General features: G+C 44.0%; 13 protein-coding genes. 12 read left to right on the top strand and 1 reads right to left on the bottom strand.

Annotation, left to right across the window (positions count from 1 at the left end):
• The first annotated feature begins 22 nt into the window (after window positions 1-22).
• The 12 genes from K339_RS0107815 to K339_RS0107760 all read left to right on the top strand — a co-directional run bounded on the left by K339_RS0107815 (window position 23) and on the right by K339_RS0107760 (window position 13,667).
• On the top strand, window positions 23-1,207 hold the full coding sequence (locus K339_RS0107815) for a glycosyltransferase family 4 protein (RefSeq protein ID WP_028523113.1): 1,185 nt from the start codon (window positions 23-25) through the stop codon (window positions 1,205-1,207).
• An 87-nt stretch (window positions 1,208-1,294) separates the two neighbouring features.
• Window positions 1,295-2,272 (top strand): glycosyltransferase family protein, encoded by a 978-nt coding sequence (locus K339_RS0107810; protein WP_028523112.1) that lies wholly within the window; start codon window positions 1,295-1,297, stop codon window positions 2,270-2,272.
• 154 nt (window positions 2,273-2,426) lie between these two features.
• Window positions 2,427-3,350: a hypothetical protein gene (locus K339_RS0107805; protein ID WP_037299614.1), complete on the top strand. Its 924-nt coding sequence runs from the start codon at window positions 2,427-2,429 to the stop codon at window positions 3,348-3,350.
• Between the two features lie 83 nt (window positions 3,351-3,433).
• Window positions 3,434-4,543, top strand: a complete 1,110-nt coding sequence (locus K339_RS0107800) for a glycosyltransferase family 4 protein (protein ID WP_028523110.1) — start codon at window positions 3,434-3,436, stop codon at window positions 4,541-4,543.
• A gap of 3 nt (window positions 4,544-4,546) precedes the next feature.
• A complete protein-coding gene (locus tag K339_RS0107795) occupies window positions 4,547-5,743 on the top strand; it encodes a glycosyltransferase (protein WP_084332140.1) in 1,197 nt (398 codons plus the stop codon).
• Complete coding sequence (locus K339_RS0107790) at window positions 5,743-6,792, top strand: SGNH/GDSL hydrolase family protein (protein WP_028523108.1); 1,050 nt, start codon at window positions 5,743-5,745, stop codon at window positions 6,790-6,792. The genes K339_RS0107795 and K339_RS0107790 overlap by 1 nt, the downstream gene beginning before the upstream one ends.
• A gap of 84 nt (window positions 6,793-6,876) precedes the next feature.
• Window positions 6,877-7,911, top strand: coding sequence for an acyltransferase family protein (locus K339_RS0107785; protein WP_028523107.1), 1,035 nt, complete (start codon window positions 6,877-6,879; stop codon window positions 7,909-7,911).
• Between the two features lie 12 nt (window positions 7,912-7,923).
• The gene (locus K339_RS0107780; protein WP_028523106.1) at window positions 7,924-8,640 is read left to right on the top strand and encodes a glycosyltransferase family 2 protein; all 717 of its coding nucleotides are present in this window, start codon (window positions 7,924-7,926) and stop codon (window positions 8,638-8,640) included.
• 8 nt (window positions 8,641-8,648) lie between these two features.
• The gene (locus K339_RS0107775) at window positions 8,649-9,947 is read left to right on the top strand and encodes a hypothetical protein (protein WP_028523105.1); all 1,299 of its coding nucleotides are present in this window, start codon (window positions 8,649-8,651) and stop codon (window positions 9,945-9,947) included.
• An 18-nt stretch (window positions 9,948-9,965) separates the two neighbouring features.
• Window positions 9,966-11,534: a hypothetical protein gene (locus K339_RS0107770; RefSeq protein ID WP_028523104.1), complete on the top strand. Its 1,569-nt coding sequence runs from the start codon at window positions 9,966-9,968 to the stop codon at window positions 11,532-11,534.
• A gap of 23 nt (window positions 11,535-11,557) precedes the next feature.
• Window positions 11,558-12,550 (top strand): SGNH/GDSL hydrolase family protein, encoded by a 993-nt coding sequence (locus K339_RS32900; protein ID WP_051397872.1) that lies wholly within the window; start codon window positions 11,558-11,560, stop codon window positions 12,548-12,550.
• Window positions 12,528-13,667, top strand: a complete 1,140-nt coding sequence (locus tag K339_RS0107760) for a glycosyltransferase family 4 protein (RefSeq protein ID WP_028523103.1) — start codon at window positions 12,528-12,530, stop codon at window positions 13,665-13,667. Before K339_RS32900 ends, K339_RS0107760 begins: the two co-directional genes overlap by 23 nt.
• Window positions 13,668-14,039: 372 nt before the next feature.
• Here the strand turns inward: K339_RS0107760 and K339_RS32895 are convergent.
• The coding region (locus K339_RS32895; protein ID WP_028523186.1) for an integrase core domain-containing protein at window positions 14,040-14,333 on the bottom strand (294 nt) is incomplete at its 5' end.

The raw sequence follows: 14,333 nt of genomic DNA, 5'->3' as shown, positions 1-14,333 counted from the left end.
GGGAAGGTATCAGGTCTAAACAATGAAAAAAATTCTCTTCATAAGCCACGACGCAAACCGAGCAGGGGGGCAGATTGTCTTGTTGCAGTTGCTACGACAATTGAAGCAACAGGGACTTCCCATGCACTTATTGCTTTGTAGCGATGGCCCATTGGAAGAGGAGTTTCGGGAAGTAGTACCCACTACGCGCTTGCCTCGTTTGGGGGATGTTCATTTTTCGCCTTTAGTGACCAAAGTGTTACGCTTGGTTGGCTGGGAAGAACGCATTAAGCATCGAGTATTGGCCAAGCGTTGGGCGCAGTTTCGGGCCGAGATGGAAGCCCAAAGTTTCGGATTGATTTTTGCCAACACCATTGCGGCGGCCGCAGCTTATCGACACCTGGGTTTTTTATCTGTGCCTACCGTCTTGTTTGCACACGAATTGGAAATGTCCATCAAAAAATATAGCCATCCCGACGACATGGCGCATTTGATGGCCAATACCAATCACCTGATTGTCGTGTCGAAAGCCGTTGCTAATTATTTCAAAGCTACCTATCAGTACCCCGATGCTCAGATTAGTACGTTTCAAATCATAGACATTCCATTAATTCTTCAAAGAATAGAGGATGGCCGAAAAACGGACATTCGGAAAGTATTGGGAGTTCCTACCAACGCGGTACTTATAGGCGGGTGTGGCCATGCCGAATGGCGAAAAGGCAATGACGTCTTTATGATGGTAGCCCAGCAAGTTATTCAGCATTTTGGTGAACGTCCTGTGTATTTTGTGTGGGTAGGGATGCGCGAAGATTCGGAATTGTACGAAGTGCAGCGCTTTGACGCCGAACGCATGGGGTTATCAGAACGCATCATTCACGTTGGACTCACGTCGGAAGTATTCCAGTATTTGAGCCAATTCGACGTATTTACGCTAACCTCCCGCGAAGACCCGTACCCGTTGGTGGTATTAGAAACGGCTTTGGCCGAACGCCCCATTGTTTGTTTTGAAAAAAGCGGTGGAGCCCCCGAATTGGTAGAAGAAGATGCAGGCTTTGTGGTGCCCTATTTGGACGTAGTTGCGATGAGTAAAGCCGTCATTACGCTCATTGAGAACCCAGATTTACGTCGTCAGCAAGGGAAACGAGGTAAGGAAAAGGTATTAGAACGGCACGAAACCGACGCCAGCGTTGCCAAAGTAGTAGAAACCATTCGCCGCTTAAACCCCTAACATTTGTGGATTAGACGACGGAATAGTTGGCATTTACCCGTGTAGGTCAGATATTTGCACATTGATTAGCACGATAGCACCCAAACAATGACATTAGCTTTTACGCTGTGTTCGATTAACTACTTGGCTCAGGCACGTACCTTGGGCGATTCGTTAAAAAGAACCAACCCTCATATTCGTTTTATCATCGGATTGGTCGATCGCTTGGACGTAGCCCAAGTACCAGAAGATAAACTCCCTGATTTTGAGCTGTTAGAGTTGCATCGCATAGGTGTCGATGGCCTAGATCAGATGTGTGAGCATTATAACATTACCGAACTTAACACGGCCGTAAAGCCTTATTTTATCCGCTATTTTTTTGAAAAGGTGCCGCAGGTGCGAAATGTGATTTATTTCGACCCCGATATTATTGTCTATCAGCCTTTGACTCAGCTCGAAAATTTGCTCGAAGCCAATGATATTGTGGTGACGCCTCACCTTGCCACTCCCATCGACGACCAACTGACGCCAAACGAACTTCATCACCTCAATACGGGCGTGTATAACCTTGGTTTTATCGCCTTACACAAAAGCATTGAAGCCATGGAGTTTGTGAAATGGTGGGAAGAAAAGCTTTTCGATGAATGTAAAATTGATCTTTGCAACGGACTGTTTGTTGACCAAAATTGGGTCAACTTCGCTCCTGTTTTTTGGAATAATATCCACGTCGAAAAGCACCCAGGATGGAATGCCGCCTACTGGAATATGCACGAACGGCGTTTTTCCCAAAATAAAGGTGAGCATTGGGTGAATGATAACCAGCCCGTTGTGTTTTTTCACTACAGTGGTTATGACCCTGCCAAGCCGAGTGTCGTATCAAAATACCAAGACCGTTTTGATTTTGAAAAACGTCCTGATTTGAACCCTTTGTTTGATTACTATCGGGAAGAATTGCTCCGAAATCACAATGCCTACTACCGCCAGTTTCCTTGTTTTTATATCAAAAAAGAACCTGTCTATAAATACCAGCGCGTTCGTCAGTTGCTGATTAAACCGCTGGAAGCCGCTTTGCGATTGTTGAGCTAAGACTTTCCAGTCTGACCTTCCCGAAAGTTTCAAAACTTTCGGGAAGGTTCTGTAAAGACTTTCCAAGTTTAACTTACGCTAGAAAAAGAAACTTGGGAAATCTCGAAGAAGGTTTTAAAATAAATACCTGTTGAATCAAAACTCCTCTGTTCGATTGAAAACGATTGTTTTTACTGTTTGTACTCCCGACCAATATCCTTTTGTAAAAGTATTGGCCGAAAGCCTACCAGCTGGTGTTTCTTTTAAAATTGGAACCGTCGCAGGAACGTTAGAAAAGGGAGTTTCATTCGCTGACTTGGGACATAGCGAAGTGGCATCGATGCAACAACGCTATGATGCCACGGCACTTGTCGCAGCGAGTAAACCTTTTTTTGCCGACTATTTTTTGCAAAAAGAGCAAGCAGATGCAATTGTTTATTTTGATCCAACCATCTGGTGGTTAGGGGATTGGTCAGAGATAGAAGCCCAGCTTCAAAACTATGATGTGATTTTGACACCGCGTTTGACGCGTACTTTTGGTCAGTCTTCGTACGGGGATGAAAAGCTGTTTTTGAACACGGGCATGTACGATGCAGGTTTTTGGGCCATGAAAGCGACAGATAACACGCGGAAATTGTTAAAATGGTGGCAAGAACGCCTGACCGACCGTGCTTATTTCGATGTGTGCAATGGCATGAACCACGACCAACTGTGGCTTAACTACATCCCCATTTATTTTGATAAGGTTAAGTTAAACAAAAACCTAGGTTGGAACGTCGCTTTGCACAACCTGCACGAACGTATCGTTACTTCGACGCCCAGCGGTTGGCGAGTGAACCAAGAAACGCCATTGGCATTTTTTAACTTCAAGGAAAGTATTTCCAATAACATTGTCAACCAGTATGCAGGAGCATTGGCGTTGCAAAAAGCGTATCTTCAGCGCGTTCAATCGCACGGAGGAGTGCCAGCGGCGCCTTTTTCGGTGCGGACTCAACTTCGTCCAACGGTGCCTGGGTGGAAACAATCGCTCCGACAAAGTATTCAATCCATGATTGATTCGATTCGGTACTTTCCACTTTACCATAAAATCGACCAGTAACTCAAACTGTTAACCCTTTTTTTGTACTTTTGCGGGAAATCTCCGCAAAATGCGGTTCGTTTTTTATCGGTAATGCGTACTGCATGAAAATTTTATATGACCACCAGACTTTCACTGGCTCCCAGTATGGAGGTATTTCGCGGTATTTCTTTGAGTTAATGAACGCTTTTTGGGAACGAAAAGATGTTGATTTTGAGCTCTCTTTGAAGTTTTCTAACAACGAATACTTACGCAATGTGCCCTACGCTCACCCTTGGGGCTACGCACGTTTGGCAAATAATTTCAGGGCTAATCAAGCCTTCTCGCTGGTTAACCGTCTTTGTAGTTCTACCAAGCTAAACGCGGGCGATTTTGATATTTTTCACCCTACCTACTATCATTCCTATTTTTTGGATAAAATAGGGAAAAAGCCCCTCGTTATTACGTTTCATGATGCACTAAGTGAAAAGTACGGAAGGCAATTTCCAGTGCTTGGTGAAGGGCTTACCGAATTAAAACAACGATTGCTGACGCGAGCGGATGTGGTTATTTCGGTTTCGGAAGCGACCAAGCGTAGTATTTTAGAGTATTTCAGCATCGACGAAGCCAAGGTCAAAGTTGTACCGTTGGGGAATTATTTTGAACGGCCCACGGCCAATCATTCGCTGGCACTGACCTTGCCCGACCGCTTTGTACTTTTTGTAGGTAAACGCGATTTTTATAAAAACTTCGACCGCTTCTTTGAGTCGGTGGCGCCATTGTTAAAAAACGACAAAGATTTGCACTTGGTTTGTGCGGGAGGAGGAGGGTTTTCTCCCGAAGAAAAACAAGCGATTGCGGAGCAAGGGTTGCAAAGTCGCGTGATTTACCAACCGATTATCGACGACATGACCTTGATTCAGCTGTACGAAGAAGCGCAAGTATTTGTGTTTCCGTCGTTGATGGAAGGGTTTGGACTTCCCATTTTGGAAGCGATGAGCTGCGGTTGTCCCGTCGCTGCTACCACAGGGACATCGTTTGATGAAATTGCCCAAGATGCGGCTGTCTATTTTGAAGCAGAAAACAAGGAGTCGATACGGGCAGCGGTAGAAAAGGTGGTCTATGATGAAACCCTCCAGCAAACCATGCGTCAGCGAGGCTACGAACGTGTTCCGTTGTTCAGGGCTGAAACCACCGCCCAGAAAACATTAGAAGTATATAAAGCATTGGTATAACGCATGATGAAAATTCCCGAACGTACGCTTATTTACGACCGAGACATCAGCGGGCACCATTTGGACTATTTGCAGTTTTTGGTAGAATACCTCAAAAAAATGCCCGAAACTGTTCGTAGCCAATTTGTATTTGTGCTCCACGAAGGAGCAAAAGCGCGATTTGGTAAAGACGAGAAGTACGTCCAGTTTCGTTATATTCCAGAGAAACAATTAGAGGCATTCATGGCGCTAACAAGTGTATTGCGCCGTGCTTCTGCCGAAATGAATTACCTGACGGGTTTGGTCAACGAATACAAAGCCAATCGCATTATTTTTATGCACATCGATGCCTTTCAGTACGAGGTCGGGCGTGGGGCAATTCGGCGATTAGGGGTTAAGTTGTCAGGCTTGCTGTTTTTGCCTTTTCGTAAGGACTACGAAGATGGTTCGACATTCAAAGCAAAAGTACGCCGTGACTTGCGTGGGTTACGAAAAGGATTGCAAATCAACTGGATGTTGCGTAATCCGAATTTGGAGAAAATCTTTTTTCTCAATGACAAACAGGGCGTAAAAGAATACAACCGACGTTTTGGGCAACGTTTCGATTTTTTACCTGATCCCATTGAAGTGGGGCAAATGGCGGAGAAATCGGTCGAAATCCTTAAAAACGAGTACGGAGTGGAGGCTGCTCGCCGCGTGTTTTTAATTTATGGGCATTTATCTGCCCGAAAAAATGTACCGCACATTCTTGAAGGGCTGAAGCAAATTCCTACCGAAGAGCGTCAAAAAATGTGTTTTTTGATATGTGGTGAGCCAGAAAAAGGGTATGAGAATACCTTGTTTACAGCCATCCATGAAGCCGAAAAAAACTACCCCGAAATTCAATTTCTAAAGCATTTTCGGTTTTTTGATCCACACAGTACCAACGAAGTGTTTAAAATCGTGGATGTGGTCTTAGTACCTTACATCAATTTTTATAGTTCGAGTAATATTTTAGGATTAGCAGCTAAGTACAGTAAACCTTTGATTGCCTCCAATTTGGGGGTTATGGAAGGTTTGGTGACACATTATAAACTGGGGGTGACTGTTCCTCCGCATCGCCCCGAAGCCATAGGGGAGGCGATGCATCGTTATTTACACCTAAATCAGATTGACATAGACGGTAAGCCCTATCTGCAAGACCATTCTGCGGAGGTTTTCTGTCAGAAGTTATTATTTTAATGAAAACAAAAAGGAATGTTTTCCTTCTGGCAACGGCCTCGCTGGTGTTGCTGTGGGTTGTGTTGGAGCTGACGGGCCGCGTGGCCCTCGCCGTGGTGATGAAGTATCCTTTCTGGAAACCTACCGATAAGTTCTATCCCGAACTGGTCAAGATTCAGAAAGAAAACATTTCGCAACAAGACGATACGTTCGACTTGTTGATTTTGGGTGGTTCGGCGGTGAGTTTAGAGTTTGGACTACCTATTAATAAAACACTGGATTCGTTGTTGAAACAGACAGCAAACGGTCAAAAAGTTCGCATTTTCAATGCCGCGACTCCAGCCCATACCTCGTTGGATAACCTCAATAAGTACCGAATGTTGGGTAAACAGCGGTTCGATTTGGTGATTTACTACGAGGCCATCAACGAAACCCGTGCGAATAATATTCCGAGCCAGCTTTTTTCGGACGATTATCGGCACGTGATGTGGTATTACGACTTGGCGCTTATCAAACAACACCCCGAGGTCAACTGGACGGTGTTACCGTTTATTACCCATAAAGGGTTTAACTTGTTGGTAGATAAGTTAAAAGGAAAGAAATTTTTAGAATTAAATACGGTTAATCCAGATTTGGTTCAATACGGCAAAGAGATAAAAACGGGGAAGCCTTATCAAGCTAATATTGAGCAACTTATCTTGGAAGCACGCAAAAGAAGCGAAAAACTGGTGTTGATGACCTATGCTTTGTACGTGCCACCAAGCGTGATAGGAAACGGTGGATATACCGACTACCGCGATTTTGCCAAGTGCCCTTATCCATCGCCCTTGTGGCTTTGGGGCGACCCTGTAAATGTCGATACGGGGGTCAAAGCGCACAATGCCATTTTGCGGAAGTTGGCAGCCCAGTATGGTACCTTTTTTGTGGATATGGATCAGCTTTTACCCCGTCAAAAGGACTATTATTGTGATTTGTGCCATTTGACTGAAAAAGGAGGAAGTGAGTTTGCGACGTTGATTGTTCAGTATTTGTCCAAAGAGCAGTTGATTCCGATGGCGGTGAATCAATGAATTAAAAACCAAAATTTCACTTTGAAATACAAAGTGAATGATTTTACTTTGTAACACAAAGTGAAAAAGGACGATATAAGAACCATGCATCAACGACTAGCAACACTGGATACATTTAGGGGAGTGGCAGCACTGGCAGTCGTGCTTTTTCACCTGACATTGCACCAGTACGATGCTCCTTTTCACTTGAATTGGGGCGCAACGGGCGTCGATTTGTTTTTTATTATCAGTGGTTTTGTCATTTTTTTGACCCTCAACAAAACCCAAAGTGTGCTTGACTTTGTAGTAGCTCGGTTTTCACGATTGTACCCTGTGTATTGGGCAGCAGTGACCCTCACGGCACTTTTTATGGCCATTGGGAGCTGGTTAGGGTACAGCCAAATCAGTTTGGGGGAGTACATTGCCAACATGACGATGTTCCAATATTACTTCGGTATCAGGGACTTAGACGGGTCGTACTGGACATTAATTGTCGAAATGCTTTTTTATGGCGTCATGCTTTTAGGTCTTTGGCTCAACCAAATAGGGCGACTGGAATGGTATGGATTGGGGCTGGTGGTGGTACAAATTGTCCTCCACGGATGGGTGCGGGTGGCAGCTCCTAGCGTGTATGAAGTGATATTGAAAGGGTTTCCGTTAATGAACCATTTTCAGCTGTTTTGGGCAGGTATCTTGTTTTACAAAATGTTCACCCAAGGATATGACAGATGGAGGTTAGTCGGAATAGCAATTGCCTACGGAGTTACACTATATTTGTACGATAAAACGGGACGTAGCAATCTATTTCTGAGTTTTTGGGAATATAGTGGTACTACCACGGTTTATTTTGTACTCTTTTTCTTGTTTGTGAGTCATAAGTTAGAGTGGATTAATAACCGCGTCACGCTTTATTTAGGAACAATCTCATACAGTCTGTACGTGATTCACCATTATTTTACGGTAGGGGTAATCACAGTATTAAAAGATAAATTTGGGTGGTCGTTTGTGCAAGCGAGCACCGTAGCTTTGGCCGCAGCGTTCGTGTTGGCTACGGCCATTACCTATTTTATTGAAAAGCCTTCGTTACAGTACTTACGTGTGTGGTACAAAAACAGAAAGGCATTGTATCAAACACTTTAATAGTAGTTACTTGTGAATCAAAAGCTTAGTGTCATCATTCCAGCCTACAACGAAGAAAAAACGATTCAAACGGTATTGAAGGCTGTTGCATCTGTAGAGTTGATTGGAGGTTTTGAAAAAGAAATAATTGTGGTCAATGACTGTTCAAAAGACGGTACCGAAGCCCAGATTTTGGCGTTTAAGGCCAACAATCCACAGGTAGAATTGGCCTACTTCAAACACGAAGTAAACCAAGGAAAAGGCGCGGCGCTGCATACAGGAATTCGTCGAGCTACTGGAACGTACTTGGTGATTCAAGATGCGGACTTAGAGTATGACCCTCAGGAGTTTAATATTTTGTTACAACCCATAGTGGACGGTCATGCAGATGTGGTCTTTGGGTCGCGTTTTATGGGGGGGAAAGCGCACCGAATTTTGTTTTTCTGGCATTCCATCGGAAACAAAATTCTGACGTTTGGAAGCAATATGTTTAGCAACCTCAACTTGACCGATATGGAAACTTGCTACAAGTTGTTCCGTACCGATATGATTCAAGGGTTATCTTTAGAGGAAAAACGCTTTGGTTTTGAACCTGAAGTCACGGCCAAGATTTCGCGCATTCCGAACATCCGTATTTATGAAGTGGGCGTTTCGTATTACGGAAGAACGTACGCCGAAGGCAAAAAAATTAACTGGAAAGATGGCTTCAGGGCTATTTACTGTATTTTAAGATACGGCTTGTTTAAATAACAACAGCTATGTTAGACGATTTTAAATACTACCGTCAGGCACTAGGAGTGAACATGCTCTGGAACTCTTACCCCATCGTATTTATCTTGCGCGATGGGTTTGGGGTAGGGCCTAGTGGAAGTACCTTTACCATTTTATATTGGGGGCTGGGCTTATTGCTACTGATGCCTATCAATATCTTTCGTACCATCTATCTCCCAAACCGAATGTTATTTGCATGTTGGTTTGGATTTATTGTATTGGGGTGGTTGTATTGGAAATACTATCCAAGTATCAATGGCGAGCCCGAACGACTTCGTGAAACATTGACGTACATTATCCCGCTGCTTTTTTTGTTTGCCTCCATGTACTATCCCAATAATAAAGTCCATATCATTCTGATTGTCATGGTCTTTTATTCGTTGTTGGCAAGTACGGGGCTTTTGTACAGCCTCACGCGTGACCCGCACTGGACTTTTGGCGAACGGGCTGCCATTAAGTTTGCCGCAAACACCCAAAATAGTAACCCGCACGCCTACGCCAACAATGCCCTCTGTGGTATTCTGGCATCGTTTATTGTGGCTGCTCGTATGAAGAGCGTCTTGGTTAAAATATTCTATTATTTAGTAGCTATTTTTTCGGTGGGGGTATTGATTTTGGCACGTACCAATACCAGTTTGATTGCCCTTGGTGTCATGGCTGTCATTTATCTGACCTTTCACGGGAAAAGCGTAGTAAAATCGGTATTTCAGATGCGTACGTTAGGCTTAGTTGCCGCAGTTTACGGAATTGTGGCATTTTTGCTGTCGCAATTTGCCTTCGCGTCGTATGCCCTCGAAGTGTATTTACAGGCGTTTATTACGCGTTTTGGGAAGGTAATCTATACCGTGACTGGGGTTGAAGTTGATCAGGCATCCGCCGAAATTGATTATTCTTCCGTCAACCGTGTGTATAGTTTTAGGTACGTTTTTGAAGAATTTTTGGGGGAAGGTTCACTCGGGCTTATTTTATTTGGGGAAGGTTATAAATCGCAATTCTTTGACGTCCCTGCACTGGAAGCGCTTGTGAATCAAGGAGTTTTGGGGTTTATTCTCTTCAATAGCTTCTTCTTTGTCATGGGGATTATTGCGGTACAGCAATTCTTTAAACCTGCCAATGACCTCTCGTTGTTTATGGCCTATTTTTCCATCATCGTCCTAATCGCGCTATTTTCGGGAGCTCGCCCCATCGACTTGAGTATGTGGTTAGTCTATGTTTTTTACATCCGATTCTTCGGAATTTATTCAAGCGATTCTTCCATCAAACCTCTTCAACCCCAACCTGCCTAAGGTAGCGTTTTGTTTTACATGGTTCTTTTCAACAAAATATTGGCCAGTCGATGGCTGCTTGGGGTATTGCTGATTGCATTTACGATAAGTGGTTTTTGGGTTGCATTGGTATTGGGAGAAGACCCAGGATTTGGCTTATCGGTATGGAACGACATGACCAACGGAGGGCCATTGAATCAATTGGCCATTCCTTCGCCTACTGACATTGCACAGCATAAAGAGTTGTTCCTAACGTGGTGGAGTCCAGGACAATACGCTGTTCCAGGCGTAGTGAGTCAGTTGTTGGGCATTTCTACGGGTACGGCCAGTATTTGGGTAACGCTTTTGTTTTCGATAGTAGGATTGGTCGGCTGGTATTTTGTCTATCGGGAATTGGGTTTCGACGAACTTGTGATTGGACTTTGCTTGTTTTTGATTGCCACCTCACGTCTTTTTACCATCAATTTTCTAAATTATACGGGTGGTGAGTTGCTGCTATTTGGGAGCCAATCTTGGACTATTTGGTATTATCTTAAATACCGCTCCGCTCCGCTGAAGCTCTTTGTGGGGCTGTTGTTGCTTTCGTTGGTTAGCTTTTTCTTAAAGTCAGCTTATACCATTGGCTTTGCCGCGCTGGGTGGGTGTGCAGGACTTGCTTTTTTGGCAGACCTTGCCAAAACCCGAAAATTACTTACCCCGAGTTTGGTGAGTGTATTGGTTGTAGGGCTGTGCATCGTTTGCTATTTAGGAATTACTCAGTTTGGGTTTGTCGCTTTAGGCACTAGCCCGATTACGAGTACAAGCCAACCGTTTAAAATGGTTTGGGCTTCTTTTGAAACGCTTACCTATCCGCTGACCCACTGGTTTAGTATTGCCGAAATCTATCCTCAATTACTTCAGCGCACGAGTTTTCCGCTTTGGGGGCATGGGTTGTATTATGTGCTGCTATTGGTAGGTTTTGTGGCAATGATTCGAATTACTTTGGAGACGCGCCATGTGGCGGCTAGAGCGGTATTTGTGGGGTTTTATGTCGTGTATTGCGGCGTTTTTTTATTGTTGTACAACAAAGGCGCCGATATATCTATCGAATATCGCCATACCAAAGTCGTGGCGTATCTATTTTTGCCTTTGCTGGTGGCTGCGCTCCAACAACCGATTGCTACTTCATACCGAGCTGGCGTTTTATGGTTATTATTGATTCTGAATACGGGCTACGGCCTCAGTACGTTTGTGTTGAAGAAAATAGAAATTACGCATGAATCGGCGACTGGAACGTCAGGATTTGCTCTACGCCATGCTTCCAACGAAGATCTTGCCTTTATTCATTCGGTCGATAAACCAGGGAATATTCTGTATTTTACTTCGGGTTCTATGAATGTCGATGCGATTCATGCCCGCAAATTGGTAGGAAGCATTGATTACAAATTTGCGCGGGGATGTGGCTTTATTTTTGACAAATACGAAGGCAAAGCGGGTAATATCTATGCGTTTGTTCACGAAGCGTACGAACAGCTTCCCACCAACCCGTCGCTCAAAGCTCAGTTTCCTGGTTATACATTCCGTTTGGTGAAACAAACGAAACGATTTAAGATTTACGAAGGGCTGTAAAAGGCTCGTTTAAATACACTACAATGAAGAAAAATTGGCGCAAGTATGGATTAATTTTGGTGGCTTTGTTGGGGCTGTCTGAGTTGATTTTGCGCTTAGGTTTTGGCTTTTGCAATGCACCACTTTACATCGAAGATCCTGATTTTGAGTACGTTTTTGTCCCAAATCAGTACCGATTTCGTTTCCGAAACGTGGTAAAAACAAACGAGTTTTCGATGCGAAGTGAGCCAATAAATCCTACCGACACAACGGTCGTGTTGCTGATTGGCGACTCGGTTATCAATGGTGGAAATCCTACCAGCCACGAGGAGTTAGCTTCTACATTGTTAGAAAAACAATTTACGGAACACTATCACCAGCCCGTTCGCGTGCTGAACGTTTCGGCGGGATCGTGGGGGCCTGACAATGCTTTTGCGTTTTTGAAAAAGAACGGATTCTTTGGAGCTGATGTCATCGGTTTGGTGACAAGTAGCCACGATGCTTACGACAACATGAGCCATCATAAGTTGGTGGGTGAAAATCCGAATTATCCCAATAAACAATACAAAGTAGCCTTGTACGAGTTTTGGCACCGCTACATTTACACGTTGTTTATTTATCATTACATCGAGGCGCCGTTGAAAGAGTGGTTGGCACCTGCTACCCAACACGCGCCCAACGACGTGATTCATAAATTTGGAACGACCTTTAATACGGGTTACCAACAATTGGCCGATACGACCAAAGCCATGGGGATTCCATTTCTTATGTACTTGCACCCTGAGCTACCCGAAATTGCTCAAAATCGTTACGATAGTCAAGGAGAGGAAATTTTGGCGTTTGCCCGCAAAAATCACATTCCTGTGATTGATGAACTTAAATTGCATCCGCCCAAAGACCTTTTCCGTAATCCTGATTTTGACAGTATTCACTATAATGCCAAGGGACAAGCGTTTATGGCCAAACATTTGTACCCTGTTTTGAAACAATACCTCGACGCTTATTTTGCCCAACATGCGCGTTCTCATCGTCCATAACCAACTTTGGGCACACTACAAGTCCAAGTTATTCAGCGAACTACATCGTTTTGCTCCCCAGTATGGGCTTGAAATTAAGGTGGTGCAAATTGCACTTTCTGAAAAAAGTCGGGCCAATATGGGTGAGGCGGAGGCTTTTCGGTACGATTACGACTACGAAGTACTTTTTAAAACATCCCTCGACCAAGTGAGCCTTTGGGCTCGAACCAAAGCCCTGCTGGCGAAAGTTCATGCTTATCGTCCTGATGTGCTGAACCTCACAGGTTGGTATGATCCTGCGCAGTGGGTGTTGCTTTTTTATGCCAAACTGCGGGGTATTAAAGTAGTGATTTCTAACGAATCGAACGTTCGCGACCACGTTCGGATGGGACTCAAAGAGCGATTTAAGCAATTTTTGTTGAGTCAGGCCGATGTCTTTTTCTGTTTTGGGAAATCTTCAGCCGCGTACTTGGAAAAATTGGGCGTAAAATCTGCTCAAATAGTGACGCAAAGAGCTGCTATTGTGGACAATGACGTCATTTTAGAACATTACCACCGAGCTTTTGCCGAACGAGAAAGCCGTAAAAGCGCTCGAAATTGGGCATCTTATAACTTCATTTTTGTGGGTCGATTGATTCCGCCCAAAAACCTGCCACTGCTGCTGCAAGCTTTTGCCGAAGTACAGAAAAATGCGCCTGACTGGGGACTGGTTCTGTTGGGAGAAGGGGAACAAAAAGCGGAACTACAAACGATGGCCGCGACAATTTCCAACGTTCGATTTGAGGCGGGCGTACCTTGGTACGAAGTAGCCGAATACCTAGCCTTGGCCGATGTGTTGGTGCTGCCAAGCGAGTCGGAGCCTTGGGGGCTGGTGGTCAATGAAGCCATGATATGCGGCCTGCCCGTATTGGTGTCGGAGCCTTCGGGTTGCGTGGACGATTTGGTACAAGTGGGCACAAATGGCTGGGTGTTTAACCCACATGTGTTGCCTGATTTTGTGAATAAGTTACGCCTTTTTGTGGATAATGTTGAAAATTTGACCCAAATGGGAGAAAAATCAAGGCAAATAGTAGCTGATTTTGAACCCCAAAAAGTTGCCCATGAAATGCTTCGAGGAATAAAAAGTTTGGGACACTAGACCTTCCAAGTTTGGTTAGCTACGAAGTAAGTAATTGTGCGTAAACTTTAGTGTATTAGTGGTTTATATCGCTTCGGCGAAGCGTAACCTTTGTAGTAGAAAAATTCGTTCATAAAGTTTGAATCTTTTTTGCTTCGGACAGGGCCGCCTGTGCGGAAGCATAACCTGTTGCTTTGTTATGCTTCTCCGAAGCAAAAATTAAAAAAAAGGCTTGCTGCTACTACAAATGTTGTGCCTCTACCGAGGCTACTTTGAATTACTCTAGAACTTTTGCTTTACTACTTAAAAACTTGAAAGGTCTGAATTGGCAACTGGGTGAGACTGTGCTAACCGCTAATTATTGGACACGTAAATGATAGAAAGTTAGAGACTTCAAGCACAGATTTTTGTCTTATTTTGAGTTAAATTTTTCATGTCAATGTTATGTTTGAGCAAATACTTGTAAGGGCTTTGAAAGTTGATTCCTCCATGTATTCTCTCGAAATTATAAAAACTTCTAAATTCCTCCAATGTTTCTCGAGCTTGCTTCAAATCGTCAAATTCAAACCTCTGACATACAGAGCTTTCCATGATGGAATGGTAGGCTTCGATGTGCGCATCTTGTTGGGGTGTTGCAGGTTTTGTGAATTCTTGTTTGACTTGTTTATCTCGAAAATATTGTTGGAC

Source organism: Runella limosa DSM 17973 (assembly GCF_000482465.1).
Lineage (GTDB): Bacteria > Bacteroidota > Bacteroidia > Cytophagales > Spirosomataceae > Runella > Runella limosa.
The sequence above is the reverse complement of the archived record's forward strand: the minus strand, read 5'-3'. Positions and strand labels throughout refer to the sequence as shown.

Excerpts from the sequence above, each read along its gene's own strand:
- K339_RS0107815 (WP_028523113.1), top strand. The coding sequence starts at position 23 with ATGAAAAAAATTCTCTTCATAAGCCACGACGCAAACCGAGCAGGGGGG.
- K339_RS0107810 (WP_028523112.1), top strand. The coding sequence starts at position 1,295 with ATGACATTAGCTTTTACGCTGTGTTCGATTAACTACTTGGCTCAGGCA.
- K339_RS0107800 (WP_028523110.1), top strand. The coding sequence starts at position 3,434 with ATGAAAATTTTATATGACCACCAGACTTTCACTGGCTCCCAGTATGGA.
- K339_RS0107795 (WP_084332140.1), top strand. The coding sequence starts at position 4,547 with ATGATGAAAATTCCCGAACGTACGCTTATTTACGACCGAGACATCAGC.
- K339_RS0107790 (WP_028523108.1), top strand. The coding sequence starts at position 5,743 with ATGAAAACAAAAAGGAATGTTTTCCTTCTGGCAACGGCCTCGCTGGTG.
- K339_RS0107785 (WP_028523107.1), top strand. The coding sequence starts at position 6,877 with ATGCATCAACGACTAGCAACACTGGATACATTTAGGGGAGTGGCAGCA.
- K339_RS0107775 (WP_028523105.1), top strand. The coding sequence starts at position 8,649 with ATGTTAGACGATTTTAAATACTACCGTCAGGCACTAGGAGTGAACATG.
- K339_RS0107770 (WP_028523104.1), top strand. The coding sequence starts at position 9,966 with ATGGTTCTTTTCAACAAAATATTGGCCAGTCGATGGCTGCTTGGGGTA.
- K339_RS32900 (WP_051397872.1), top strand. The coding sequence starts at position 11,558 with ATGAAGAAAAATTGGCGCAAGTATGGATTAATTTTGGTGGCTTTGTTG.
- K339_RS0107760 (WP_028523103.1), top strand. The coding sequence starts at position 12,528 with ATGCGCGTTCTCATCGTCCATAACCAACTTTGGGCACACTACAAGTCC.